Source organism: Methylocystis sp. IM3 (genome assembly GCF_038070105.1).
Lineage (GTDB): Bacteria > Pseudomonadota > Alphaproteobacteria > Rhizobiales > Beijerinckiaceae > Methylocystis.
Genome location: NZ_JBBPBZ010000005.1, coordinates 181,507 through 207,752, shown reverse-complemented (window position 1 = coordinate 207,752; position 26,246 = coordinate 181,507). Strand labels below are relative to the sequence as shown.

Sequence of the window (26,246 nt, the reverse complement as noted above, 5' to 3'; positions counted from 1 at the left end):
GACTTAAGCCGCTTCGTTTTGGTAGCGCGCGTAGCCTGTGTCTTCAAGCTCCAACGCAAGCTCCTTCCCCCCGGTCCGCACAATGCGGCCGGCTGATTGCACGTGAACGACGTCCGGCGTGATGTAATCGAGCAGGCGCTGATAATGGGTGATAACGACGATGCCCCGGTCCTTCGACCGCAATTGATTGACGCCATTGGAGACGACCTTCAGCGCGTCGATGTCGAGGCCGGAATCGGTCTCATCCAGGATGCACAGCTTGGGTTCGAGCAGCATCATCTGCAGCGTCTCGGCGCGCTTCTTTTCGCCGCCAGAGAAGCCGACGTTCACCGGGCGCCTCAGCATCTCCATGTCCATGTCGAGGATCTTGGCGATCTCTTTGACGCGCTTAATCAGATCGGGCGAAGACGTTTCCTCCTCACCGCGCTTCTTGCGCTGCGCGTTGAGCGCGGCGCGCAAAAAGGTCATCGTAGCGACGCCCGGCACCTCCAGCGGATATTGAAAGGCGAGGAACAGCCCCGCCGCAGCGCGTTCGTCGACGCTCATCTGCGACAGATCGGCGCCAGCAAGCAGCGCCTGCCCCTCGGTGATCTGGTACCCAGGCCGGCCAGAGAGCACATAAGACAGCGTCGATTTGCCCGAGCCGTTCGGTCCCATGATCGCATGCACCTCGCCCGCCTTGACGGTGAGATCATAGCCGTTGAGGATCTGCTTGCCGGCGATCTCGGCCTTGAGGTTACGAATTTCCAATAGCGCGGTCATTTAAACCACTCCCAAATGTTTGAGGCGTCAGCCGACGCTGCCTTCGAGACTGACCGAGATCAGTTTTTGCGCCTCAACCGCGAATTCCATCGGCAGCTGCTGCAAGACGTCGCGCACGAAGCCATTGACCACGAGCGCGGTGGCGTCTTCCTGCGACAGACCGCGCTGCATGCAATAGAACAACACCTCCTCGGAGATTTTCGAAGTCGTCGCTTCGTGCTCGAACACGCAGGACGGGTTCTTCGCTTCGATGTAGGGGACCGTGTGCGCGCTGCAGGCGTCGCCAATGAGCAGCGAGTCGCAATTGGTGAAATTACGGGCGCCTTCCGCCTTGCGATGCGCCGAGACGAGGCCGCGATAAGCGTTGGAGGAACGACCGGCCGAAATGCCCTTCGAGATGATGCGGCTCGTCGTGCCCTTGCCGAGATGGATCATCTTGGTGCCGGAGTCGACCTGTTGACGACCATTGGAGATTGCGATGGAGTAGAATTCGCCGCGCGAATTTTCGCCGCGCAGCACGCAGCTCGGATATTTCCAGGTGATCGCCGAACCGGTCTCGACCTGCGTCCAGCTGATCTTCGAATTGGCGCCGCGGCAATCGCCGCGCTTCGTCACGAAATTGTAGATGCCGCCTTTGCCGTTCTCGTCGCCTGGATACCAATTCTGCACAGTCGAATATTTGATCTCGGCGTCGTCCAGCGCCACGAGTTCGACCACCGCCGCATGCAACTGGTTCTCGTCGCGCTTCGGCGCGGTGCAGCCTTCGAGATAGCTCACGTAGGAACCGCTGTCGGCGATGATCAGCGTCCGTTCAAACTGTCCGGTGTTCTTTTCATTGATGCGGAAGTAAGTCGACAATTCCATCGGGCAACGCACGCCGGGCGGAATATAGACGAAAGAGCCGTCCGAAAACACCGCGCTGTTCAGCGTCGCGAAAAAATTATCCGAGGTCGGCACCACCGTACCGAGATATTTGCGCACCACCTCGGGATGCTCGCGCAGCGCCTCGGAGATCGGGCAGAAGATCACCCCGACCTTCTTCAACTCCTCCTTGAAAGTCGTTGCGACGGAGACCGAGTCGAAAACCGCATCGACGGCGACGCGCGGGCGCTCTCCGCCGTCTGGTCGCTCTACGCCGGCAAGAATTTCGCGCTCATGCAGCGGAATGCCAAGTTTTTCGTATGTGCGCAGCAACTCGGGGTCGACTTCGTCGAGCGATTTCGGCCCGGCCGTCGACTTCGGCGCCGCGTAGTAATAGAGATCTTGATAGTCGATCGCCGGATAGTCGACGCGCGCCCATTTCGGCTCGGTCATCGTCAGCCAACGGCGATAGGCCTCGAGCCGCCATTCGAGCATCCATTCCGGCTCGTCCTTCTTCGCCGAAATGAAGCGGATCACCTCTTCGGAAAGACCCTTGGGCGCGAGGTCGGATTCGATGTCGGTGACGAAGCCATATTTATATTGATCAGCGCCGACACGGCGAACTTGTTCAACTGTCTCCTGCACCGCCGCCATTTCGCTCTCCGTTTACTGTTGCGCTTCGTCCAGGCGCGCCCGGACGAGGCACCTGACCTCCGGATCAGGATCCGCGCGCAGACGCGCGAGCAGCTCCAATCCACATCGCTCGGCCACCAAGAAGCGAACTCGCAAATCTTCGTCGGCGACGAGCAGCCCCAGTTGTGTCGGCGCCAACCGCTCTGCAATAATCATGCGCACGCGCGGTTCGGGGTCGCGCGCCAGGGCCGGGAGCCTGTCGAGGGCGATCCGCCGCGCCGCTTCGCAACGCACCTGCGGGTCGTCATCGTTCATCGCGCCAGCGAGAATCTCAGGCGGCGCGCGACGCGCGGCGATCAGGCGCACGCCGCTGTCTTCATCGAAAAGCAGCTTCACGAGGCCCGCGCCCTCGACTCGCTGGGCCATGGCCATGCGCACCTTGCGGTCGGGGTCGTCGATCAGTTTCTCGGCAAGACGCAACGGCAGACGCTGCGCCACCATGGCTCTGACGTCCGGCTCCTCGTCGTCGATCAGCGCGCGCAATTGAAAGACGTTGGCGTATTTAACCGCGCCGACGCGCAGTTCAAAATAGGGATGATCGAGATATTTTGCGGACTCTTGCGGACTCGCGGCGAAGAACCTGTCTATGCGGCGGGCCCGCCGATCACGCACGCAAATCCGCCCGAGATCGCAGAGGCCTTTCTCGCGAATCTCCCCATGCGGACAATCGCGGCAGGACAGGAAATTTCCGAGCCAGTCGACGGCGTCCATGCGATGCGTGGTCCGCTAGGCCGCGCGTCAGGGCGACGCCGGCACGCAAGTGTTTTCGACAGGACAGACAACCGCACATTGCGGGGTGTCGAAATGCCCCTCGCACTCAGTGCATTTCTTTGGGTCGATGATGTAGATGTCATTCTTGAGGCGGATCGCCGCATTCGGACATTCGAATTCGCAAGCCCCGCACACCGTGCATTGGGAGGCTACAATTTTGTACGCCATGTCGCGATTCCTTATCGATTCAATTCTAGGTCTTCCCTCCCTTCAAATCGCATGCCAGTTGGAAACCCGTCATAATGCGAGCCTTGAGGCTCGCTTGTTCAACCCCTTGACGTGAAGCGAGGGAACCGTCGGGCGAGCTTGGACAAATGTCGTAAATGCGACAATTGTTAGCTGTGCTCAGATGCGCTTTACTTCGATATTGTATTTCTTCAGCGCGTAATTGACCTGGCGCAGCGACACGCCAAGGATACGCGCCGCTTTGGCCTGAACCCAGGCGGCTTTCTCCATGCCTTCTACGAGCGTCTCGCGGTCGATCATCTTGCGGGATGACGTGAAGCCGCCGCCCTCCGCCTCGCTGACAGCGTTCGGCAGCGACGGAGGCTTCTCGAGCACGGTCGGAACCGGCACTGCTTCGCCGCGGGACGCCGGCGCGATCTCGTCAGGCGGCTGGACGGCGTGCATGCCGGCCAGTTCGGGATGCGTATCCGCAAAGGCGCCGCTTGCGCTGCCAGTCCACAGTAAGGCCGAAAGGCATTTGCCGGCGGCACAGGCGAAATCGTAATCGAAGATGGTTTCCCCGCGCGCCAAAGTCGCCGTGCGGCGCACGCAATTTTCTAATTCGCGCACGTTGCCGGGGAAGTAGCAACTTTGCAGCGTCTCGATAGCGCTCATCGCGAACTGGTGTTTTTGCTCGTTTTCAGCGTTGAACCGCTCAAGGAAATTATGCGCCAGCAGCGAAACATCGCCGGGCCGCTCGCGCAGCGGGGGCAGGAACACCGGCACGACGCTGATGCGGTAATAGAGATCGGCGCGGAACTCGCCCTTTTCGACCGCCTCTTCGAGGTTTTTATTGGTCGCGAAAACGAATCGCACGTTGACCTTTAAGGTCTTGGAGCCGCCTACCCGCTCGAATTCGCCTTCCTGCAGCACGCGCAGCAGCTTCGCCTGGAAGGCGGGAGATATTTCGCCGATTTCGTCGAGCAGCAGCGTGCCGCCATTGGCGAGTTCGAAGCGTCCCGCGCGCTGCGCGACGGCGCCGGTAAAGGCGCCGCGCTCATGACCGAACAGCTCCGATTCGAGCACGCTTTCCGGCAGGGCGGCGCAGTTCACCTTGACGAAGGGCTTCGCGCTGCGCCGTGATAGGTCGTGCACCGCGCGCGCGAATAGTTCCTTGCCGGTGCCGCTCTCGCCGCGAAGCAGCACGGTTGAGTTGGACTTGGCGACGACGGCGATGGTGTCAAGCACCTCCATGATCGCCGGGCTCTCGCCGACGATGCCGGCGACGTCGGGCCGCTCGCCACGGATCTCCTTCGGCAGGCACGAGACCAGCGCCTTTTCCAGCGTGCTGCATTCGTTCAGCAGCCGCTGCCGGTCGGCCGAAAACATGCGGTGCAGCTTCACGGTCTGGCCAATCAGATTGGCGATCATCGTCAAGAGGCGCAGATCAGCGTCGAAGGTGTAGGCGGCGAACTCTTCCGATGTGCGGTAGATCGACAAAGTCCCGACGACGTGGTTGTCGCTCTTAATCGCAACGGCGAGGAAGGAGACTCTCGCGCCGACCGCCTGGGTGATCGTCTCGGCCGCTGTCGCGAACAAGGCGTCGCGGGTCACGTCCTCGACGATGATGGGCATGCCGGTGGCGACGAGCCGGTCGATCATCTTGGCCGGCAGCGTGTCGATCGGCTTGCTGCGATCGTGACTGATCCAGCCCGAGGTCGCGACGATCTCCGGATCGCCGTGCTGATCGAGGATCGTGATCATCCCCAATTTCATGTCGAGGAACGAGCTGAGCACGCTGACGACATTGACCAGCGCCTGCTCGAGGCGGGCCGGCGCGGTGAGGATTTTGGAGATTTCATAAACGCCGAGCAGCGCGGTGTCGGCGGACGGGGTTCTCGCCCGCGGCGGCTTTGCGGCCAAATCCTCGGTGCTTATAGAGCCTGAAGTCAATACATCGTCCATGGCCGCTTTCCTTGCGAATGGCCACCATCAGGCTCGAGCCCGGGTTCCGTTCGCATGTGCGAAGGTCAATTCAAATCTTGTCACAAAGCTCATCTTTTATCTTGTTCAAAATCAATGCAAAACGGCATTGTTTCGCACAAATGCAGTGCACAATGTCGATTTTCAGACATCAAGGCGCTTTAAAAGCTTTGCCGCAACGATTTAGGCCGACGCTCTGTCGAGGTTTCGGACAAAGGTTTTGTCATCTGTGCGCTTATTGCACACTGCCCTGCGCCAACTCCTCGATCACTTTCCAGCCGACGCTGCCCTGTGGATCGGCTCGAGAGAGAATGCCGAGATAGTCCAGGGCAATGTCACGCCGGCCGCGTTTGAGCTCGATGAAGCTCAATGCTTTTAATGTATAGAGGGCGAACCGCGCCGGACCTTCCTGCGCCTCGGCCGCGCTTGGCCAAGCCGTCGGATCGCTCGGCCAACCCGCCTGAAGCGTGGCTTGCTTCATACCCTCCGCGGCGACGTCGGCCGCATAGTCGAGGCTGCCCATATAGGTGTGAATTTTGTATAGGCAGTAATATGGAGCCAGCTCCTGTGGCGTCAGCGCCAACGCCTGCTTGAAGAGGCTGTCGGCCTTCTCACGGTCGGTCCGATAGGCGACGACGCCCTGCTGCAGGAGCTCATTGGTCTTTGGATCGAGTTCGCCGAAGTTCACGACATCGGCGTTGGCGCGCGGAGTGTTCATAGCCAGCCTGAAGCAATCGCCGAGCCATATGGGCGGAGGGACGTCATGGGAATCGTAGCGGCGCCGATATTCAAATATTTTTTGAGCTACAGCGGCGTCAAGCTGCCGCTCAACTTGGTTTCGCCCATCGGGGCCGACGCGCTCGAAAATCGCAACACTTATTTTCGCGCCGGCTACGACGCCGACGGTCGTATGATCACTTGCGAGAAGATCGTCTATGGCGAAGTCGAGTTGCGCCACGGCTACCACTACCGCGCCGACGGCCGGCTTGCCCACGCGCACATTGACATGGCGGGCGACGAGACGGAGATTTTGTTCGACGAGAACGGTGTCGGCGCGGCGCGCAGCCTTTGACGGAGACCCGAGCCCAAGGGCTTGCGGTCCTCTGCTTCCCTTGGACCACGGTCTCGAGCTCGCATTTCAAGATCATATGAACCGTATGGCTACGCTTTCACACCCTGCTTATGCGCAATGCCTTCCTTGTCGAAAAGCGCCGTCAGTTCCCCCGACTGAAACATTTCGCGCGTAATGTCGCAACCGCCGATGAACTCGCCCTTCACATAGAGCTGCGGAATAGTCGGCCAATTTGAGTAACCTTTGATCCCCTCGCGGATATCGCCGTCGGCGAGCACATTGACCGCCGTATAGGGCGCGCCGACCTCATTCAAAATCTGCACGACTTGCAAGGAGAAGCCGCATTGCGGCGCCTGCGGCACGCCCTTCATGAACAGCACGACGTCGGCGCCGTCGATGATCCCTTTGATCTTGGATGTAATGTCGCCCATTTCTCACTCTCCTCGCGCCGGCGCTCGCGTCGTCAACGCCAGCGCATGCAATTCACCGCCGAGCCGCCCGCCGAAGGCGGCGTTGACCAGCTGATGCTGACGCACCCGGCTCAAACCTTGAAACGCCGCCGACGTCACCGTCGCGGCCCAATGATCATTATCGTCGGCGAGCGCCGTCAGTTCGATCACGGCGTCGGGCAGAGCCGTCTTTATGAGACGTTGGATTTCCTCGGCGGGCATTGGCATGACGTTTTCCTGATCTCTCAGTCCCTGTCGCCCCTTCAAAAGCAATTTCGGCGCCTCATTCGAACAAAACCGGAGGTCCACGACGCGCACAAATGGCGCGCAGTTTGCATGCGCGCCGGGCGCGCGGTGATCATCGCCTCAACACGAAGGCGTAAAATCGCGAAGACAACCAAGCAAAAAGGGACAGGAATGATACGCGAATTCCGCTACAAGGGGGAAACTTTCCGGGTGAACGCGCATGGAGCTCCCGGCCACGAAGAAGTGTTTATCATCCATTTGGTCGACAACGAGGAGATGGGCGAAATCTCGATTGACCGCATGACTGAGGAAAACGACAGAGGCGCGTCGATCGACGCCATTTGCATCATGCTCTGCGACAAGCTGATCGCCGAACAGGATATCGCCTGCGCCGACCCCGCCGGGGCTTTCGTCTGGGTGGAAGGCAAGCGCATCCGCGACGTGCTCCCGAGCAACGAAGTCACCACACATTGACGGACGCGCGCGGCGCCAGTGAGCTGATCAAGGCTGGACCAAGCGCCGCGCGCCACGATCCCCTCCCGGAAGCGCCTCTCCGCAGCCGCCGCTCGGCGCTTTGCCGAGCTGGACGAAATCCGTCGCGCTCGTGGCCTCGGCGACATCCGCCCAAACAATTAGTGCTAGGCGTCGAGACGCTGATGAAATTGGCGATGTAGCTGTCGCAGCGCACCAGCGCCAGCCGAGAAGGCCCCGGCTTCGCGCTCGCCAAAATCAGGATCGAAGTCCTGCGTGAAATCATCCACACAACGCCACAAATCAAGTTTCTGGCACCGCTTTCCGCCTGACGACGGCGATCGGCGCTCCATCGAACGCGTCCGAGGAATATTGACGCCGATCGTCGTGGCGCCGTGACACGTGCGAAATCGCCTCCGGCAAGACCAGCGAGCGAGGGCGGAGCGCCTTCCGTGGCCGCATATCGCCTTCTCTCCAGAGTCCAACATCATTTGAGTTGCTATTTCTGATATTTGCGGATCATCATTTCAATCACAGTCACCGACTCCGAAACGTTGAGCCAGTTTTCTGCTTGTTCATCGTTCTTAAATTCGCGGCCCAGATTAAGATGCTCGTCATGGCCCGTAACATGTAAAAAACAAGCCCATTTGCCATTGGGCAAATTGCTCAACCGTAACCTTATGATTTGCCATTCTTTCCACCCCTCGCTAGTGGCGCTCTTCTCGAAGCGACTGCAAATGGGAGTCGCGCGCCTTCATCGGCGCAGCACCGAGCAAAAATCTCGCCATTTGGACCGCTCTGGTAAACTTGGCCCAGGCAGGGCGTTTCACACGCCTGTTAGATGAGGCCGGACGGTCCTTTTTTTGGCGAGATAGCTTAACACGATCTCGGAGCCTTCGAGCATGATGTCAGAGACCGCGGCGAATTCATTTGGAAAGAACCAAACGGCCCCTAACCGAGAATGCTCGGACACATCCTAGCCGCAGACGCTGCTGACGTCCGACGCTTTGTCAGCTCCCTTGGCTCGCAACATGCATAGGCTCATGACCCGTCCAACTCTTGTGAATACCTTTGCACAAACAAGGCGAAACGCGGGTCGCTTTATGCATGAAAGCGCTCCGTATGGCGGACAAAGAGGAATGGGTCGTCTGGAACGGCTCGATGGGAATACTGGATATGGCGACGATCGGCGATATCCAACATGGCGAGGGCGGCAGGAAGGCGTGTCTGGCGCCCCCCTATGGCGTCGTGGGGCCGTTCAGTCTTGACGAACTTGAAAGGCTCGGCCGGATCACCTTCGGCGAGTGTCTCGTTATGTCGCGCCAAAGATGGCGCGACGATCAGGTTAACCTCCGCCTCAAGGCGCGAGAAAAGCGCAGAACCTTCTTGTTGCAGCGGGATGCCGACCACGACGACCACGAATATCGCGAAATCTTAGCCCTGCCAATCGAGGGCCTACTAAAGCCGTCAGACATCAGTGCCGCCTTCCGGCAGTTGGCCAAGACAGCGCATCCCGACGCAGGCGGCAGCGCCGAACGTTACCAGCGCATCGTAAAGGCTCGCGACGCGCTGCTCAAGAAACGCCTCTGATGGGTTGAGGCAATGGAAGAGGCTGCGCGCAAATGTCCTTGAGAGCGAAGCGAGTTGACCTTTTTCTGATCCGGTACATGAGATACGAACCGTGATGATCGAGGCGAATCGGAGTCGCTTCGAGCGAAGCTGACAAGCGAGGTTTGACCGATCGTGGATCCTGTTCAATGAGCTTATTCAGTTAATTTGACGACTGCGCCTCCGGAGAGCCGCTCTTCAATGAATTCAAGAGTCGCTAGCCACGACTATTGTTGCGAAAGGCAAGAATTCCAACATCGGGCACTTCGGGAGTTTAATCTCAATCCAGATGGCAACTTTACAAGATTTTTAAAATTATGATCCATGCATTGATTGGTCTTTTCTGCACTGCAATACTGAGCCCTAGAGGATAAGCCGACTCTGGCGAGGGTCGGTGACCGATCGATCGCTGGAGTGTTTCCTCTTGGTTCGCCCCTTCGCGTCTGGAAAATCGAAACGCTCGTGTGTCAGCCTGTGCGCCCTGGGCGCCGCGCTCGTTTCCGCCGCGAATGCCGCCTCTGCCCAGCAGGCGCTTCCCACGATCGAGGTCGGCAAGGCGCGCAAAACGGTCGCCCATACCCAAGGCCCACGCCCGGCGCGTCCCGTGCAGGCGGCGCCAGCGGCCGCCGCGCCCGGCCCGGCGCACGCTTCCGAGCCCACACCCTTCGTGCCTTCCGAACAGGTGCTCGGCTACGGCCCGAGCGGCGTCGTCGGCTATGTGGCGCGCGGCACCTCGACTGCGACCAAGACGAACACGCCGATCATCGACATCCCGCAACCGATCACGATCCTCACCAAGCAGCAGCTCGAGGATCGCAATAGCCTGACGCTCAATCAGGCGCTCACCTATGTGCCGGGCGTGACGGTAACGGGCGGCGAGGGCAACAAGGATTCGGTCACAATCCGTGGCCAGAACACCACGGCCGACTTCTACAGGGACGGGGTGCGCGACGACGCCGAATATTACCGCGACCTCTACAACATACAGGCGGTCGAGGTGCTCAAGGGTCCGAGTGCGCTGACCTTCGGTCGCGGCGGCGTCATCAACCGCGTCACCAAGAAGGCCGATGGCGAAACCATCCGCAATATCGAGACCAGTTTCGGCAGCTTCGGCCGCAAGCGCGTGACGGCGGATCTGGGCCAGGCGGTGTCGGACACGCTCGCCGTTCGCCTGAACACGCTTTACGAGCAGTCCTACGGCTATCGCAATTTCTTCCGGATGGAGCGGTATGGCGTCAATCCGACGCTGACCTGGAAGCCGCTCGAGAAGACCTTCGTGACGCTCGGCTATGAGCATTACCACGACCGGCGCTTCAACGACCGGGGCATTCCGTCGGTCGGCATCGGCTCTTTCGTCGAGGGCTTCCCCGCCGGCCTCGCGGCCTTCGCGCCGGGCTATCCCTCGCCTGCGCCGCGCTGGCAATTCTTCGGCGACGTCAACCCGAGCGCGATGGCGAACAATTACGCCCGCGTGGATGTGAACTCCGTCGATCTCAATATCGAGCACACAACCGATTTTGGCCTCGAAATCCGTAACCACACGGTCTACGCAAACTACCAGAAGCGCTACGCCAATACTTTCCCGGGCGAGAATGTCCTTCTCTTCGAGGGGCCGCCCGGCGGGCAGATGGAAATCGAAGGGTACGTCCACAACACGCCACGGCGCAATGTCTTCAACCAGACAGACCTCGTCTATCGTTTCGAGATGACGCCCGAGATCAAGCACACGCTGCTCATGGGCTCGGAGGTCGGCAATCAGAAATCGGCGAGCGAGCGCAATCTCTCCTGCTTTGGCACGCCGGAGAATAACTTCAATGTCGCCTGCGACGGCAGCGCGGTCGCGGTTGACGCGCCCTTCTTCAACCCGACGATCTATAATCCCATGGTCTACGGCGACGCGCGCGAGCGTCGCTACACGAATCTCGACGTGGCTTCGGGCTATGTTCAGGATCAGATCGCGGTCACGAATTATTTCGACATTCTCGCCGGCGTGCGGTTCGACCACTTCGATCTGACATTCCGCGGCGCGGATTTCCCGCTTCCACCGGGCGCCGATCCGGCGGGGCAGGCGACGGAGCAGGCGGAAGGCGAAATCGTCGACTCGCTCAACCAGACCATTCGCAACGTCACCAACAAATGGTCGCCGCGACTTGGCGTCGTCTTCAAACCGACGCCGGATCTCTCGTATTACTTCGCTTATTCGCGCTCCTTCCTGCCCGCCTCCAGCGATCAGTTCGTCGTGCTGACGCCGTCTCTCGCCGCGTTGTCGCCGCAGGGCTTCGAGAATCTCGAAGTCGGAACGAAATACCAAATTACGCCGCCGACTGCTGCTGACCGGCGCGCTCTATCAGCTCAATCGCTCGAACCAGCCTGTCACGGTCAACGCCTTCAACGCGGTCGCCAATACGCGGACGCGGGGCGGCGAAGTCGGACTCGTCGGCTATGTCACAGACGAGTGGCAGGCCTCGCTTGGCTATGGTTTTCAGTCCGGCCGCGTGCTGAACGCCAGCTATTTTCCAAATCCAGCCGATCCGTGGCTCGTCTATTCGGGCAAGGTGACGCCCAATGTCCCGCGCAACACCTATTCCTTCTGGAACAAGGTCGACATTTCGTCGCTCTTCGACGCGGGACCGGGCGTGCTGGGCCTCGGCGGCGGCGTCATCTACAACGCGAAATTCTATCCGGCGATTGACAACGCTGTCGTCGTCCCCGGCTACGCCCGCGTCGACGCCGCGGCCTATGTGAAGCTCAGCGATCGGGTCAACGCGCAGCTGAATATCGAGAACCTGCTCGGGGCGCGATACTACGCCGCTGCGACCAACAACAACAATATCATGCCTGGCGCGCCGCGCTCAGCCTTCGTTACGTTAAATGCAAAATTCTAACCGCGATGTGCATTCGAAACACACGAGGCAGAGATGGTAAGATGAGATTACTACCGATCATGATATCGGACCGCTTCCGTGCGACCTGCCACGTGAAACACCGCGCCCCCGAAGGCGCCCGCTGGCGCATTACAAAGATATGCAGAACCGAATGAACCAAAGCGAAACTTCTCCGTCGAAGGGTGCGAATAAAGATCTTGCTCCCGATTTCCCTATGGGCAACGATTAAAAAGTAAGCAAGATTTGGCTCGAGAGCCGGACGTTCCCGTCTGGATAAAGGTGCATTGAGGCAGACACCGGTTCCCTGGCGCAACCAACGTTGACACGTCGCTGGAGGTTATTGCCGGATGGTCAAGATTCTGTTCACCGCCAATATCCAGATGCTATGGGGCGTGCGCCAAGGAGGCAGGCTGGCGCCCTTCCGCGGAGTGGAGACGCCGTCATGCTGCATCAGTTTATCCCTGGTCGTGCGACGGCAGCCTTCGATCAGGATCGCACTCTCGTCGTGGTCATCGAGATGAGCCAATCGACGTGGCTTGTCACTGGCCTGCTTCCTGGCGTGGACCGCCAGTCTCTGAAAAAGCTGAACCCCGATCCCGATCATCTTCTCACGCTCGTAAGGCGTTGGTGTGTCGAATGTCGCTCGGCGGGACGAAGGATCGAACGTCTCGTCGTTGCCTATGAGGCCGGGCGGGATGGTTTTTGGCTCGCGCGGTGGCTGGTGGCCCGCGGCGTTGAGGCGCACGTCATCCACTCGAGCAGCGTGGCTGTGTCCACGGACCGCCGCCGCGCCAAGACAGGCCAAGACAGATCGTCTCGACGCCGCTCTTCTCCTGCGGGTGTAGCTCGGCTGGCTGCGGGGGGAACTTGGCCATTGCAGCATGACGGCGACACCTTCGATCGAGGAAGAAGACGCTAAGCGGCCTACGCGCACGCGAGAACCTCGTCGGCGAGCGCAAGCAGCGTCTATTAGTGTAATTGCAATAGCGCTACCTTGTTCAGATTAGTAATCGCCAGCCACTATTGTCTGAAAAGTTCAATGTCCTAATTGGATTGCACGGTGAGAACACGAGAACCTAGGGTTTCGCTTATCGCGGACACGGGAGGTTGGAATGCGCAGGACAGCTTACACATCCGCGATCACCGCAGTCTGCATAGTTGCCGGTCTTTCAGGTTCGACAACTCAAACTTGTGCTGGTGTAATTAACCTACCGAGCAGGGAGACTATCACGGGCCCGTCGCCTGTCGAGAATGTCCATTACCGTTACTGGCGCCATCATCGGCATTATGGCTATTGGCGTCATCGGCATTACCGCTACGTCTACTATTATCCGCGCTACGGATATTATGGCTTTAACCCCGTGGGAGCGCTGGCTGGCGCCGCTGTAGGCTTGGCAACCGCGCCACTTTGGGCCCTCGGTGGAGGGTGGGGTTATCCCTACTACTGGTAACGCGAACTAGCCCGGCTCTTCACTGGGCTTTTTCTTTAGCCTCGCGTCTCCATTCTCCGACGCGACCGCTTTAGGGCGCGAGCAGCAAGAATTGCGCTTGCCAGTAAGCCCAAGCCCCTTGCGGAGGACGTGCGCTTTCCTTCCAGAAATTCTGAGGTTGCCGTTGTCACAGATCTGCACGAGGGGACCGCCATCTGCGCGAATGCGCCAACCGCGGCTAATATCGTCGCGGCTCATTTCCACCTCGAAAAGCCCCATGGCACGGAGCTGATCAAAAATGGCTTCGGCGCTCAGGGGCTTGGTCATTGCGTCATGGTCCCCTCCGCTTAGGCTTCATGCTCACCCCGCCCCGCCGCCGTTCTCCGGGATGAATTCGTCGCTCGCATCGCTGGCTATCACCTTATTCCCAGGATAAGCAGCAAGAACGCAAAGCCTGCGCCGATAGCTATGACAAGAGTGACCGCAAAATCATCGCGCCGCCGCAGTCTGTCGACTCGCCGGTTTGCACCCCGCATTAGCCCCGAATTTATTCGACTCCACCTCATTTTAACTTCCTCAGCCTCACCCCCAGCCCGCCGCTGTTCTCCGGGATCGGCCCGCGCCCGCATCTCACAATATGAACCGGCGCCGCAGCGACTGACAGCCAGGTCCGGTCGGCCCCGAGTCAGGCTCCTGCCCAGACGATCTAAGAACACTTTATGATCGCATTTTTGCCCGCGTCTCGCTCGAATCCTTGACCACGACGAAAGGAAAGCCACGAGCGGAAGCGGCTGACCGAGACATCGACTGAAGCTTGGCGTCGGAATGCCAAAATATCACTGCGGCAAAACTATCGCTAGGGCGGTATTCATCATCAACGCTGCTGTGGCGACCCTGGGCGCGGGAATGACGCCGGCAGTAGCTCAGGATTTGTTTCATTGGGTCGACGGCCTGTTTTCAGGCGGACCCACGCGAGCTTGGAGAAGCGCTCCAAAACACCACCCTCGAACTGCACGAAAGCGCTTCCAACATGAACTGCGGACCTCAGTCGCGCCGTCCACGCCCGAAGTTGGGCCTGTCCACGCTACCCCCGAGCAACCGCTTTTTCTAAATGCGTCGATCGCCGACCAGCGTGTCTCCATATACAGCCACCAAGGGCTCATCGCCCGTTCGGCGATATCGACCGGGATCGCTGGCCACCCGACGCCTGAGGGAATTTTCACCATCATCGGCCGCGAGCGATATCACCGATCGAATATTTACTCCGCCGCGCCTATGCCCATTATGCAGCGCATCACATGGTCGGGCATCGCCATGCATCTCGGTGTCGTTCCGGGCCATCCAGCCTCCCACGGCTGTATCCGGCTTTCTTCAGAATTCGCGGCCAAACTTTGGGGGTGGACGAAGATTGGCGAGCGCGTCGTCAACTCTGCGCAGGACATAGCGCCAGCCGAGTTCGCGCACCCGCTCTTGCTGACGCCAAAACTACGCGAGCTGACAGAAGCCGACGCGACCCCCGGTTCCGGCGTCGTGGCCCCTCTGCAGCCAGTCAACCCATTTCAATATGCTGATCTCCTGAGAATGAAAGCGGCGGCTGCCGCCCAGAATGTAAAACAGGGTTCTCCGCTTCCAATTCGTTCAATCACTTAACGTGCTCCCTTTTCAGGCCGCCCTCTCCTGTCGCCAGCAGCGCGTCGCGAGCTGGCAGACGCGTGCGTGGGCGCTCTGAGAGAAGACGCGCCTGAGTTCTGGCAATGCCCCATAAGCGGCGTCCACTTGATAAGCCGCTTATTCATTGCGCCGGGCTTGCACGAACTGTTGCTCTAAATTCTAAATTGGCATGGTGTTTGCCAACCTACCGCACCTTGAACGCGTCGGAAGGAGTGACGTTGACGACGGAGGACGAGCAAATGCAGCGGATCAAGGATGTGTGATCTACGCAGTGCAATATCCGCTACGCTATCGCTACAGTAGGGCTTCGATTGCCTACCAACTCTCGGGCATCGTATCCAGCGTCCCAACGCCACTAATCGCTGCCTAGCTCGTTGAGTCAACCGGAAGCTGGCAAGCTGTTGCATGGCGCCTCGTCGCAGCGGCCATCATTAGCATCATCTGCAGCCTCTTCATTTAAGAGACCACCGCACTCCGATCGATCAGTGACGCAGGCGGCGCCAACGCAGCGATTGCTGAAGCGTCTGCTCCATAAGCAGGGCTCTCACCCTCGCCGCATGGTCACCGACAAGCTCGGCTCCTTATGCCGCTGCGCGGCGGAAGATCATGCCGGGGCTCATCGATCGCACAAGAGTTTGAATCCAAACCGCGCCGAAATTCCCATGTCTCGTTGCGAGAACAAGATCGGTCGATGCAGGGGTTCAGATCGTGGCACGGCTGCAGCGTTTCGCCAACATCTTCTCCGCAGTCCAACCTTTCTCGTCCCATATTCCCGCCGCTCCGCCATCGCCAGCCGCCTGAAAAAAAGACCATTGCGAAGCCATCGTATATTTTAGGGTCGCGGCTTAGATTTTTTGGAGGGAATTCAGTGTCTGGTTTCGGCTTTTTTCAACGAGCTATCATGATATCGGGTCTGGTTTGGGCGGGATTAGGGCCAGCCTCCGCCGCAGATCATCTGCCAGCCTATCGCGCGAATATCGCCGAGACTTCAGTGTCAGGGATTTCCTCCGGCGCAGCCATGGCCGTGCAGTTCCACGTCGCTCATTCCGGCATCGTCAAGGGAGCGGGCGTTGTGGCGGGAATCCCCTATGACTGCGCCGAAAACAGTTCGAGTCGAGCGACCCAGAATTGTATGAAACCCACCGCCGATCATCCGGCTCCAGATCTCGCACATCTCAAAGACATCACCGACGGCCTCGCCCGTTCGGGCGCGGTGGACGACGTCACCAACCTTAGAAATTCTCGCGTGTGGCTGTTTTCTGGCCAAGCTGATCAGGTTGTCGCGACTCCGGTCATGGACATCGTGCGAGACTATTACGCGCTATACCTGCCGAACGATGATCAGGTCGTCTACCGAAAAGATCTGAAGGCGGGCCACGCCATGATCACCGACGACTACGGCGGCGCTTGCGATTTTACCGGCCCGCCCTTTATCGATGATTGCCACCTCGACGCCGCCGGCGCGATTCTCCTGCAAATATATGGGAGACTCAATCCGCCCAATGCACAGCCCGACGGCCGCTACATTGAATTCAACCAGAAGGAATTCTTCCCCGATAGCGATGCTCGCGGCCACAGTCTGAGCGACACTGGCTACGCCTATATCCCTGCAGCCTGCGCCTCGGCGTCCTGCCGAGTGCATGTCGCTCTCCATGGGTGCCAGCAGCAGGCGGACGCGATCGGCGACAGCTTTTACAAACACGCCGGCTATAACCGCTGGGCGGACACGAATGCGATCATCGTGCTCTATCCGCAGACGATCAGCCGTTGGGGTTGGGGATGGCCGTTCTACACCTTTAATTTCAGATGGAATCCAAACGCCTGCTGGGACTGGTGGGGTTATGACAGCGTCGATTATCACACGAAGAAAGGGGCGCAGATCCAGGCTATTCGGGGAATGGTGGAGAGGTTGGCGGGAAAAAGCAACCGTTAAGGAGTCCCGACGTTTTTTGGGTCGAAGCATCGCATATGTCGCGCTGATGCGCGGCCTGGGCGATCTCTCGATCACAATCCCCGGCAAACGCAAACTCGTTAAGGCGCCCCAGGCGCTTGATCTGCCGCGCTTCAAATCGACGAAAGTCGAACTCGTGCCGTCAGTCACCGTCAACGTCGGCGAGATCGCCGGCGACGCGTTGGAGCGCGCGGATCGCTATCTGCGCGCCCGCGGCGCCTGGATCGAAAGCCACGCTCCCGTCTACGAAAGCGGCTCCCACCTTACGAATACTCAAGATTGTGCTGGCGCGCTACTTGCAGAAAACGTTTTGCCAATAGGCATGTTTTCCAATTGTCAATAAGAGATCTTTTTTGCGGAAACACGTCTTCTGCCCGCGCTACGGTGTCGCGCCCTCGCTGGCAGCCTCCTCCGGGCCTGCGGCCAAGGCTCTGACCGAGGCGTAAAAGGAGAAAGCCGGTTAGCGCCGGATCGGCGAGGAAGGGCGCGCAAACGGTTCGGGCCGCTAGTCTAAGCGCCGAAAGCGAAGGCTGCGGATTTCGCCTCTCACAACTCCAACGTTAAGCGCTACGTTTAGGTGGGCTAGATGGGGAAAATACGCATGGCTGCCAGACGCGCGCCCTCACCCACACTTTTGCCGGGCCAGCCGGCGGTCCGTGAAAGAGCGAGCGGATCGCCGGCCATCGCCCGTCAGCCATAAAAACAGGCGGCGCGAGCTGCCCAGCCCGGCAGGAAAGGCGTAGCTGCGCACCCCAGCTTTACGCACTCCGCCGAGCCCCGACATTTGTGGAATCTACGAGGTTGCTAACGCGGCCTTGGCACAAGGTGGCGTGCGCCGCTGCTTCATCCTCCGACACACAATGCGCGCACGACCTCGGGCCTAGACGGGCGGCGCCCCAGGCCGCCGCGACAAATCCGTCAGAAATCGCCGCTCGCGGGCCGTCGGTTTTGTCTCGCGGGGGAATTTTTTGCGGGGCTTATATTTGTTGGAATGACCTGAGCGAGAGAAAGAAAAACAATGCGCGTTTTTAGACAATCGCTTTTCGTGGGATTTACGATTGGCCTCCTCATAAGCCGGTGTGACTTGCTCGCAGGTCACTCAGCTAACTATTGGCCGATAGACGCCGCAGTTGCTCAATGAGTTTCAACAAGCGACTCGCCTAAACCTGACTTTCTGGTTCATGCCGAGAAAAACTATGCCGACGCACAAGCGGCGCTCCGGGCGGAGGAGGACGTTTTAGAGCGCCTACGCCACGAGGAAGCAAACTTACGGCGGGCTGCTTTGGCAAAGACAGGCTCATGGATCGAACCTGCGGAATGGTGGCAAAAAAAGCAGGCGATCAAACAGTCCATAATGTTAAAGAATGACGCGGTGCGCCGGGCGAAATCGAAGCTGACGATCGCACAGCAGCACGCTCAGGCCTTGGCTGAAAGTCACCGGGCCAAAAAACATAAGCCGTCTTGGTTTCGATCGTGGTGGCAATGGTAGCAAGCAGTGGTCGCGAGAACCTCATCCGACCGCCGACAACACAGTCGCAGGAAGCCGAAGCCATCTTCCGCCGCAAGGCGATCTGGGAGGAGCTCTATCCATGTGTCTGGTCGTTTAGTGCGAACAGAGCAATGGGTATAAACGCAGCGGACAATCACCCTTTGCGTCTGCCACACCGGAAGCGACAGGAAAGAATGCACGCACAATCTTATGCGCCGCCGCCCGCGGGGAGGCACTCGGCCCGACCTCCAGGACATTGCATGAGGCTTGAAGAAATTGCCGCCGGGCTAGCTTGCGTTACCAATACTAGGGATTGCCCTATTCCCATCCACCGAGGGCCAAAAGTGGCGCGATTGCCAAGCCTACGGCGGTGCCGGGTCCCATGAGACGGACCACCACGCGCCGGGCCACGAAACCTTGGCCGCCTGAAGGTCGATCACCAATCGAGCCACTCCCGCCTCCTCGCGCGCGGGCGCGCATTACGTGCCTGAAAGGGGAAAAACTCGAAACTTGAGGCCGTTCGCGCGATTTTCTGTCCCTTTGATTTATGCTTGCTTTGCTGGTTTCGGGGTGGTTACTGAATTTTCCGGCGTGGGGAAAATTATGGCGCGCTCGACCCGAACCGATTGAGCCCCTTCAGCCCCTGGACGGATAACCCCTCTCCCCCATTCATAGAAACGTTCACCAATGCCGGCCGCTTCGCCGCCTCATGCGATTGCCACTTGAGGCCAAGAGCAGCGATGACAGACGGGAAGGGCTGGGCCACCGTGTGCTTAACGCCGCTCAACGTTGCGACCCCGCGGCAAACAGGCGAACTCAGCTCGACCAAGGTCATGGACAAGCGAGACATAATCTTCAGCGAACAGGCCCCCGCGCCATCATCTCAGGGGACGCCAGTTCGGAATCAGCAATCGAAGCCAACAAAACAAAAGCGGCGGCCTTTGTCGGGTCGCCGCTTGTGGATGGGCCTCAGTCAGTCTGCCACTATTAACCGGTCGCCGCGTTTTTCAACTTCGACAGCGGACGAACCTTTACACGGACGCTTGCCGGCTTGGCGGCTCCGGGGACCATTTCGCCAGTCGCCGGATTACGCACGAGCGTGCCCGCCCGACGGGCCGGCACCTTTCTCAACGTGACCTTGAACATCCCGGGCATCGTAAATTCGCCAACGCCGCGGGGATGCAGAGAGCCAAGGATCAGGCCTTCGAGCGTCGCATAGACCGCAACCGCTGTCTTACGGGGCAGTTCGTTCTGTTCGGCGATCAGATTGATCAAAGCAGACTTGGTCAGCGTCTCTTTGAAAGGGCGAACGGCGCCCGTTTCTGCGGCGCCGCGAGCGGCTTTCTTGGGGGCAGCCTTCTTTGCGAGAGCCGCTTTCTTCGCCGGAGCAGCCTTGCGGGCGGCGACTTTACCTCTAGCCATTCAGCTTTCACCTTGCGAAATTACGGGATAAACTGGCGTCCCAGATGCAGAACGCCAATAAAAATCCCGTTTATCAACCGATTTGATTCGTGCAAAGGCTTATCTGCGCAGAGAAAAAGAGCCTGGACTCACAAGGAGGATACGATATGGCTACCGGGACGGTTAAATGGTTTAATGCCACAAAAGGCTTCGGCTTCATTCAGCCAGATGACGGCGGGCCTGATGTTTTCGTGCATATCAGCGCCGTTGAGCGCGCCGGTTTAAGGGACCTGCCCGAGGGGCAGAAAGTGACCTATGACGTCGTTGTAGATACGCGCAGAGGCAAATCCTCAGCGGAAAACCTTCAACTCGGATAAGAGCTTCAAACACGGCAGGCTTGCGCTCCCTTTGATTGCCGCCGTGGCGGAGGAGCCTTGCCCAGCTTCAAAACCGTCGAGAGACGTAAAACAGCTGCGCCGGCCTGCGAAGCTTATGAAAAGTCGGCTTTCGGCCGGTTAGGCCATAAGGAACGACTCCGAGACCATTGGCGTCGCCATCGAAAATGACCCCCTTCTTCGGCCGTCCGCTCGGTAGGCTATTGAGCGGTTTCATCACATCCGTGGAAATCGCTTGGCGTCGCTTGGCTTCCACGGCATGACGCTCTCCGGTGATCGGAAATTGAAGAGATGGAGATAGGGCGTTCGCCCAGCTGGGCAATTCCCTCAGCCCGATCCGCCAGACGACAATGGCGAGGCGCACACCCCCCTGCCAGCCGCCCGACCAGCGAGATGAATACGCTATCTACTCGGGGCCCACTAACCCGCCAGGGCAAATGCGCGGCGCTGGCCCTGCCTTTCGTCGACACCACCGCCGTACAGCTTTAACCTGAGGATATAGCGCCATTCGCAAAAAGAGCCCAACGCCGTACTCCTACGCGACCGGCCAACTGGCATACATGCACGAACTCGTTGTCCCTTAAAATTTAAGCTGATTTTTTTTGCGCGCAACCAAGCTCATCACGATGGAGAACGCGGGCGAATATCACGTCCAGACTGGCGCTCGAAACGCGTTGCTTTAAACCTGCGACGCCATCACCGCCGCTGCCTGCGACACTAGGCGAAGGCGCTTTGATATCAGCGCGGATCTGCTGTTCCCTCGATGCAGCGCTTGCAGGCGACAAGTAGATCCGCCGACCGAAACGGCTTGCCCAAGATCTCAGCGCCGTTGAAGTCCCCGGCCAAGCTTCGTTCCCTGTATCCCGACAGGACGACAAACGGGATAGCGCGCGCTTTCAACGCGGCCGCGACTGGAGCCGATGATTCACTGCCGAGATTAACGTCCAGCAGCGCCATATCGCAACCGGGACTGGAAACCAGCTTTAACGCGTCCGCCACTGAGGGGGCTGGGCCAACTACGGCATACCCTGCGTCAGCCAACTGACCAGAGATTTCCAATCCGATGAGAAATTCGTCTTCGACGATGAGGACTCGCACATTCATAGCCGACCCCTCTATACCGAGCTTCTTCCTAAGCCGACGCTAGCTGCCCCAGTATTTTGGCGGCGGGACAGATGAGCCGCCAATGAAGTCCTTCACTTTCAAAAGCTAAGTCGACCTTGCCAGCAAAGCTTGTTTCCGCCATCGCCGTGATCACCGTCGAACCGAAACCGCGGCGCGTCGGTGCCGCAAGGAGAGGCCCGCCGTGCTCAGCCCAGGCGATCGAAAAATCGCCGCTCTCTCCGACGTCCCAGGCAGGCGAAGCGATTATTGAGCGTTTCCTTCAAGGGGACGGTCCTTTCCGATACTCCCCAACTGCGCTTATGCGCGCATTGCTCGTGCAAACCTGGCGTCCCTGCAGCGGAAATGGGCGTGATCCCGCTGTCGGCTGGGCACTCGGCGCCATCATCCCCGACTTCGATGATCTCGCCCGGCCTCTCAAGCGCAGGATCAACTATGCAGTCGTTGCGGCGCTGCCCCTCTCGTTCCGTCCGGCTCTTTTGGCGGCTGTTGCGCAAGCGACCAAGGATCCCGTAATCCTCGATTTCATTTGGGAGGAGACTACCCTTCGCGGGCGACTGTTCGAACGCCTGTGCGAAACAGCCTGGCTTGGGGCTCAAGCAGTGAAGCAAAGCCACTTAACGTGAGAATATTAAAAGTCCATATTCCCACGTATCATGGCTTTTTTGATTGAATCGGAACTTCTCAAGCCAAGATTGTTCCCGACACCCTGCTATTCGTCTCCGCATTCGGAAAAGGCGCGGTGGCTCCATCAGGGCTTAGCTCGACCACCGAAATTTGGGGCTCGTAGAACTGGTGCTGGCTCATCACGATCCGGCCGGCGCCAGTGATCGTCACGTTGCCGGGCCCCTGAGCCAACCGCGCCGCAACAACGAAATTTTCGTCCATTGCGACGCTGGGATCGCACGTTAGAGCGCGCAAAGCGAGAGCGAGAGCGATAGCAAGCTTTTTCTTCACGGCGTGTCCCCATTCTTCCAGAGTTTGCGAAGATGTGACATCAGATGTTCTGGATGAAATGATGATTGCTCATAGCGGTATCATCGACCTTGATTGCCTCTAAGAGTCCGCCGTCTGGGGCAATCTCTTCCGAAAACTGGAAAAGAGAGCCGTGCCCGGAGTCCGGAAAAGGGATAAGCCTAGCGTCGGGAAGCTTTTGCTGGAGGAAGTACAAACTCATTTGGGACCACGATGTGGGCCTAACGTATGACCACGAATGCGCGTGCGTGCCCCTCCTCAATGCGCTATAGCGGTCGGCGGCGTTCTTTCCCACTTCACAAGTGCGGCTAGCTGAGCTTCGGCAACCCTGTGCGACGATGCCGGTCGGCACTCGACCTGCGGCGCGGCGATACTTTATGACGAAGCCTTCCGAGCGAGCGGCGCCCGAAAGTGGAGCAAATGCTCGATGACCGCATCCGGCCTGTCGAGCGGCAGGAAATGCCCCCCGTCCTCGACGGTCGCCATTTTTGCGCCGGGCACGAGTTGACGATCATGTTCGCGTTCGTCTGGTCGCGACCAGTCGTGATCTCCCCAGAGTAGCAGTACGGGGATCCTGATGTTGGAATAGGCCCTCGTCGCGGTCTCCCAGCTCTCGGCGTTGCGGAGCAGACTGAGGAAGGCGCGATAATGACCGCGTCGGTTGCCGACCAGATACATCTCCTTCAGCAGCTCCGGCGAAATATGCCGCGGGTCGGCGACGCCGCCGTCGAGCACCGATTTCATGATGAAGAATTGGCGCAGACGCATCACTGTGTCGCCGAGGATCGGCAGATCCGCCAAGCCGACGAAGAGGCGCGCGGGAAATGAGCTGCGCGCCATCCCGCGCCCCTTCGCGTAATCGTAGGGATTGATCGCCGCAACGCGCGAAACACGCGGATTGTTGCGCGCGGCGATGACGAGAGAAATTGAGCCGCCGATTGAAACGCCCGCGAGCGTGACGTCACGAAGATCCAACGCTTGGAGGAAGTCTTCGATCGTTTCAACGAAATAGTCCGCGTCGTATTTCGCGGGCGGTATGTCGGAATAGCCGTGGCCGGGATAATCGACCGCATACACGGTGAAACTCTTCGCGAGCTCGGAAACGACCTTCTCGAAGAGGTCGAGTTGCGTCCTCAGCGTATGCAAAAGAACCAGCGCAGGGCCTTCGCCCGTCTTGATGTAGCGAAGGCGGACGCCGTTGGCGCTGACATACTGGATCGGGATGTCCGGCGCCCAGGAGAGGCGCACTGGAGCTGGCGGAACGGGCCGCATCGCCTCGACGAGGAACGAAAGAAGCACGATCGCCGCCGCGACAAGGAAACCGACGAGGCCGAAGATCACAACATTCGACATGGCATCCTCCTATGATTCGACGACGACGTCGCTCTCGGCGAGCGCTTGGCAAGCGAGAATGTAGCCGCGGGCCTTCTCTTCCTGTGACAGGGAGTCCTCGACCGGCATACGCACCTTGCCCGAGAGCAGCTTGACGCGGCAGGCGCCGCATGTCCCCGATCGACAGGCGTTGTCGATAAAAACATGCGCCTGGTCAGCGACGCCGAGAATGGTGTCATTCTCCGCGATAGGCGCTGAGACCTGCGACATCTGAAAGGTAACGCGCCCGACGATCCTACCGGTCGCCGCCTTATGTGTCGGATCGCGCGTTTCGGTCCCGAACGCTTCCTTCTTGATCCGCTCGGGAGGCACGCCGAGTTCCAGCAATGCGGCCATGACGGCGCTCATCATCGCGAGGGGGCCGCAGAGATGAACGCGCTGCGCCGCGATATTCGGAACGGCCGAGGCGAGGAACGCTTTGTCGATGCGGCCCCGCGCGCCGGTCCACGCTTCGACGTTGGGATCGCTCATCGTGGCCACGACCCGCAGGCGGCTGTTGCGCGCTCGCAGCGCCGCGATCTCCTCTTGGAACGGATATTCGCGCGGGTTGCGGAAGCTCAGGAGCAGATGGATGTCGCCCGGCCAACTTGTGTCGGAGAGGTAGCGCGTCACGCTCATCAGCGGCGTTAAGCCGACGCCGCCGCCGATGAGGACGATGCTTTGTTCCTCCTCACCCGCGAAAGTGAGGGTTCCGTTTGGAGCCACGACTTCGAGGAGGTCGCCTGGCGTGGCCGTGTCATGGAGCCACCGCGAAACGAGGCCATCCGTTTCCCGCTTCACCGTGATCTCGATCGCGTCTCGGCGCGTGGGCGAGGACGCGATGGTGTAAGAGCGCTTGGTTGGAACGCCGAAAGGCTCGATTGCGAACGTCAGGAACTGCCCCGGCAGGAATCCGAAAGGAATCTTGCCCCCCGCTGGTTCAACGAATCGAAAGGTTTTGAGGTTGTCCGCAACCTCGATGATCTCTGCCAATCGCAGGGCGCCCGACCATTTTATTTTTCCGGTCGCCGCGTCGTTTTGACGATAGGGAGTCGTGGTCGGCCGCAGCCTTGACGCCACCGGAGGGACGGGCGTCGGATCATGGCGAACCGCGGGGCTCGGGAAGCATCTACCGAAGGCGAGAAGGAGCCTGGGCGAGCCGCCGACGCGGATTTTTCTCCGCAGCAGCGCCCAAACCAGACTGTGCTCTCTCGCCAGAAAGCCGAGCCAAGTCAGGCTGTCCGCGGTGACCCGAAGATCGGCTGAGCCGACGTGCCCCTCGTGGACGCGCAGCACGCCATCGTGAATAACAATCGTCGCCTTGCGCTGCTCGTCGCCGGTGAATTCAAAATGATAAGTCGCGCGCAGGTCGCGCGCCTGGTTAGGCTGAAACGCGACAGGCAAGAGTTGCAGCATCGCGTCGATGCTCCGCGGTCGTAACGCATTGCCGACGGTCTTGATGGTCTTGTTCTTCCATCTTTTCTTGGCGTAGGCCTCGGCGTCGGAGCCTTTCACGACATAAACCGGCTCTTCCTTTTGTTGCAGCGGCTTGACGATTTCCTGAATGTGGCGCGCACGATCCGCCAGATACGTCCCGATGACGACTTCGCCGGCGGGACACACCGCCATGCAATAGGCCGCCTTGTAGTTCGCCCCATGGGAGAGGCTCTGCCACATCGAGGCGGTTTCGGGCTCGCTCATGCGGCTGCGATAGTCGAGCGCGTTTTTGCTGTCTGCGATCTGCTCGACCCAATCCGTGAAGCCCCCCATGAATTCGCGATAGTTGTGGGTGAAGCAGGCGGAGAAATTGAACCCTCCGTCGGGGGCGATGGCCCCAACTGGACAGGCCGTTACGCACAACCGGCATTCCAGACAGGGGTTGTAATCGAGCGGCGCGGCATACTCCGTGGCCTCCGCCCCGATCAGAACGGTTCCCAACAGGACGAAGTTGCCGAACTTGGGGTGAATCAAATTGCGATGGATGCCCATGTGGCCGAGCCCGGCGGCAACGGCGACGGGCTTGTGCGATACGATCCATATGGCGCTAGGGAATTGATACATCTCCATCGGAAAGCCCATCGCCGGGCTGACGGCGCGAATTCCTTTCGCCTCGAGCCGCTGCACCAGGCGACGACCAACTTCGTCAACCTCGAGTCCCGAATGGTGAAACTCGATGTTGGCGACAGAGCGCGCCGGACTGCGGATCGGCTCCCGGTTCATCCGGACGACGAAGCTCAGCAGTGTCTTGGTCCAAGGGTAGTGGTGAAGAAGCTCGTCTCTCTGGGAGTCGAGCGCGGGCCGCTTGATCTCCACCAAGCCGGCGTCATCGGCGCCGCATTCCATTGCCAGGCGGCGAAGCCAATCGGCGTCGATCCCGCCCTCTTCGATCTCAATACGGGCGCCGGCAGTTGCGCGCATACGCTTGACGGTCGGATGGTCCTCGATGTTCATGGCGATTCCTCGCGAAAATCAATC

At 59.4% G+C, this 26,246-nt stretch carries 25 protein-coding genes and 1 pseudogene; 11 read left to right on the top strand and 15 right to left on the bottom strand.

Annotated elements, in window-relative coordinates:
• Positions 1-3 precede the first annotated feature (3 nt).
• The 6 genes from sufC to WOC76_RS22795 form a co-directional block, all read right to left on the bottom strand.
• Positions 4-762, bottom strand: coding sequence for a Fe-S cluster assembly ATPase SufC (sufC, locus tag WOC76_RS22820; RefSeq protein ID WP_341431611.1), 759 nt, complete (start codon positions 760-762; stop codon positions 4-6).
• A gap of 27 nt (positions 763-789) precedes the next feature.
• Positions 790-2,277, bottom strand: a complete 1,488-nt coding sequence (gene sufB, locus WOC76_RS22815; protein WP_341103074.1) for a Fe-S cluster assembly protein SufB — start codon at positions 2,275-2,277, stop codon at positions 790-792.
• Positions 2,278-2,289: 12 nt separating this feature from the next.
• Complete coding sequence (locus WOC76_RS22810; RefSeq protein WP_341103072.1) at positions 2,290-3,027, bottom strand: 4Fe4S-binding leucine-rich repeat protein; 738 nt, start codon at positions 3,025-3,027, stop codon at positions 2,290-2,292.
• Positions 3,028-3,054: 27 nt separating this feature from the next.
• A complete protein-coding gene (locus WOC76_RS22805; RefSeq protein WP_341103070.1) occupies positions 3,055-3,255 on the bottom strand; it encodes a 4Fe-4S dicluster domain-containing protein in 201 nt (66 codons plus the stop codon).
• Positions 3,256-3,432: 177 nt separating this feature from the next.
• Entirely contained in the window at positions 3,433-5,217 is a 1,785-nt protein-coding gene (nifA, locus tag WOC76_RS22800) for a nif-specific transcriptional activator NifA (protein ID WP_341390275.1), read from the bottom strand.
• A 253-nt stretch (positions 5,218-5,470) separates the two neighbouring features.
• Positions 5,471-5,953 carry a hypothetical protein gene (locus WOC76_RS22795; protein ID WP_341103067.1) on the bottom strand — a complete coding sequence of 161 codons (483 nt, stop codon included), beginning with the start codon at positions 5,951-5,953 and terminating at the stop codon, positions 5,471-5,473.
• 45 nt (positions 5,954-5,998) lie between these two features.
• Here WOC76_RS22795 and WOC76_RS22790 point away from each other — a divergent pair, with 45 nt between their 5' ends.
• The gene (locus WOC76_RS22790) at positions 5,999-6,307 is read left to right on the top strand and encodes a DUF6156 family protein (protein ID WP_341103065.1); all 309 of its coding nucleotides are present in this window, start codon (positions 5,999-6,001) and stop codon (positions 6,305-6,307) included.
• A gap of 89 nt (positions 6,308-6,396) precedes the next feature.
• Here the strand turns inward: WOC76_RS22790 and grxD are convergent, their stop codons facing one another.
• Both grxD and WOC76_RS22780 read right to left on the bottom strand, forming a co-directional pair.
• On the bottom strand, positions 6,397-6,738 hold the full coding sequence (gene grxD, locus WOC76_RS22785; protein WP_341103064.1) for a Grx4 family monothiol glutaredoxin: 342 nt from the start codon (positions 6,736-6,738) through the stop codon (positions 6,397-6,399).
• Positions 6,739-6,741: 3 nt separating this feature from the next.
• Entirely contained in the window at positions 6,742-6,984 is a 243-nt protein-coding gene (locus WOC76_RS22780; protein WP_341103062.1) for a BolA/IbaG family iron-sulfur metabolism protein, read from the bottom strand.
• 189 nt (positions 6,985-7,173) lie between these two features.
• On the opposite strand from WOC76_RS22780, the gene WOC76_RS22775 reads away from it, so the two are divergent.
• The 4 genes and pseudogenes from WOC76_RS22775 (at position 7,174) to WOC76_RS22760 (ending at position 11,966) form a co-directional block, all read left to right on the top strand.
• Positions 7,174-7,476 (top strand): hypothetical protein, encoded by a 303-nt coding sequence (locus WOC76_RS22775; protein WP_341103590.1) that lies wholly within the window; start codon positions 7,174-7,176, stop codon positions 7,474-7,476.
• Positions 7,477-8,595: 1,119 nt separating this feature from the next.
• Complete coding sequence (locus WOC76_RS22770; RefSeq protein ID WP_341431610.1) at positions 8,596-9,063, top strand: J domain-containing protein; 468 nt, start codon at positions 8,596-8,598, stop codon at positions 9,061-9,063.
• A 412-nt stretch (positions 9,064-9,475) separates the two neighbouring features.
• Positions 9,476-11,332: pseudogene (locus WOC76_RS22765) on the top strand (TonB-dependent receptor); the annotation flags it as partial.
• A 34-nt stretch (positions 11,333-11,366) separates the two neighbouring features.
• On the top strand, positions 11,367-11,966 hold the full coding sequence (locus WOC76_RS22760) for a TonB-dependent receptor domain-containing protein (RefSeq protein WP_341431622.1): 600 nt from the start codon (positions 11,367-11,369) through the stop codon (positions 11,964-11,966).
• Between the two features lie 337 nt (positions 11,967-12,303).
• Here WOC76_RS22760 and WOC76_RS22755 read toward each other — a convergent pair whose 3' ends face one another.
• Positions 12,304-12,720 carry a hypothetical protein gene (locus tag WOC76_RS22755; protein ID WP_341103588.1) on the bottom strand — a complete coding sequence of 139 codons (417 nt, stop codon included), beginning with the start codon at positions 12,718-12,720 and terminating at the stop codon, positions 12,304-12,306.
• 497 nt (positions 12,721-13,217) lie between these two features.
• Between WOC76_RS22755 and WOC76_RS22750 the strand changes: the two genes are divergently transcribed.
• Entirely contained in the window at positions 13,218-13,355 is a 138-nt protein-coding gene (locus WOC76_RS22750; protein WP_341431609.1) for a hypothetical protein, read from the top strand.
• 68 nt (positions 13,356-13,423) lie between these two features.
• On the opposite strand, the gene WOC76_RS22745 is transcribed toward WOC76_RS22750, so the two are convergent.
• The gene (locus tag WOC76_RS22745; RefSeq protein WP_341103587.1) at positions 13,424-13,723 is read right to left on the bottom strand and encodes a hypothetical protein; all 300 of its coding nucleotides are present in this window, start codon (positions 13,721-13,723) and stop codon (positions 13,424-13,426) included.
• 498 nt (positions 13,724-14,221) lie between these two features.
• Here WOC76_RS22745 and WOC76_RS22740 point away from each other — a divergent pair, with 498 nt between their 5' ends.
• The 3 genes from WOC76_RS22740 (at position 14,222) to WOC76_RS22730 (ending at position 17,361) form a co-directional block, all read left to right on the top strand.
• Positions 14,222-15,046 (top strand): L,D-transpeptidase family protein, encoded by an 825-nt coding sequence (locus tag WOC76_RS22740; protein ID WP_341103586.1) that lies wholly within the window; start codon positions 14,222-14,224, stop codon positions 15,044-15,046.
• Positions 15,047-15,935: 889 nt separating this feature from the next.
• Positions 15,936-17,000: an extracellular catalytic domain type 2 short-chain-length polyhydroxyalkanoate depolymerase gene (locus WOC76_RS22735; RefSeq protein WP_341103585.1), complete on the top strand. Its 1,065-nt coding sequence runs from the start codon at positions 15,936-15,938 to the stop codon at positions 16,998-17,000.
• A 16-nt stretch (positions 17,001-17,016) separates the two neighbouring features.
• A complete protein-coding gene (locus tag WOC76_RS22730; protein ID WP_341103583.1) occupies positions 17,017-17,361 on the top strand; it encodes a hypothetical protein in 345 nt (114 codons plus the stop codon).
• Between the two features lie 2,133 nt (positions 17,362-19,494).
• Here the strand turns inward: WOC76_RS22730 and WOC76_RS22725 are convergent.
• Positions 19,495-19,797 (bottom strand): HU family DNA-binding protein, encoded by a 303-nt coding sequence (locus tag WOC76_RS22725; protein ID WP_341103634.1) that lies wholly within the window; start codon positions 19,795-19,797, stop codon positions 19,495-19,497.
• 278 nt (positions 19,798-20,075) lie between these two features.
• Here WOC76_RS22725 and WOC76_RS22720 point away from each other — a divergent pair, with 278 nt between their 5' ends.
• On the top strand, positions 20,076-20,285 hold the full coding sequence (locus tag WOC76_RS22720; RefSeq protein WP_341103582.1) for a cold-shock protein: 210 nt from the start codon (positions 20,076-20,078) through the stop codon (positions 20,283-20,285).
• Between the two features lie 756 nt (positions 20,286-21,041).
• Here the strand turns inward: WOC76_RS22720 and WOC76_RS22715 are convergent.
• Positions 21,042-21,407 carry a response regulator gene (locus WOC76_RS22715; RefSeq protein WP_341103581.1) on the bottom strand — a complete coding sequence of 122 codons (366 nt, stop codon included), beginning with the start codon at positions 21,405-21,407 and terminating at the stop codon, positions 21,042-21,044.
• Positions 21,408-21,523: 116 nt separating this feature from the next.
• Here WOC76_RS22715 and WOC76_RS22710 point away from each other — a divergent pair, with 116 nt between their 5' ends.
• The gene (locus WOC76_RS22710) at positions 21,524-22,051 is read left to right on the top strand and encodes a hypothetical protein (protein ID WP_341103579.1); all 528 of its coding nucleotides are present in this window, start codon (positions 21,524-21,526) and stop codon (positions 22,049-22,051) included.
• A 58-nt stretch (positions 22,052-22,109) separates the two neighbouring features.
• On the opposite strand, the gene WOC76_RS22705 is transcribed toward WOC76_RS22710, so the two are convergent.
• From WOC76_RS22705 to WOC76_RS22695, 3 genes are all read right to left on the bottom strand, one after another.
• Positions 22,110-22,382 (bottom strand): hypothetical protein, encoded by a 273-nt coding sequence (locus WOC76_RS22705; RefSeq protein ID WP_341103577.1) that lies wholly within the window; start codon positions 22,380-22,382, stop codon positions 22,110-22,112.
• A 393-nt stretch (positions 22,383-22,775) separates the two neighbouring features.
• Positions 22,776-23,753, bottom strand: a complete 978-nt coding sequence (locus WOC76_RS22700; RefSeq protein ID WP_341103576.1) for an alpha/beta fold hydrolase — start codon at positions 23,751-23,753, stop codon at positions 22,776-22,778.
• A gap of 9 nt (positions 23,754-23,762) precedes the next feature.
• Positions 23,763-26,222 carry a 2Fe-2S iron-sulfur cluster-binding protein gene (locus WOC76_RS22695; RefSeq protein ID WP_341103575.1) on the bottom strand — a complete coding sequence of 820 codons (2,460 nt, stop codon included), beginning with the start codon at positions 26,220-26,222 and terminating at the stop codon, positions 23,763-23,765.
• Between the last annotated feature and the right edge of the window lie 24 nt (positions 26,223-26,246).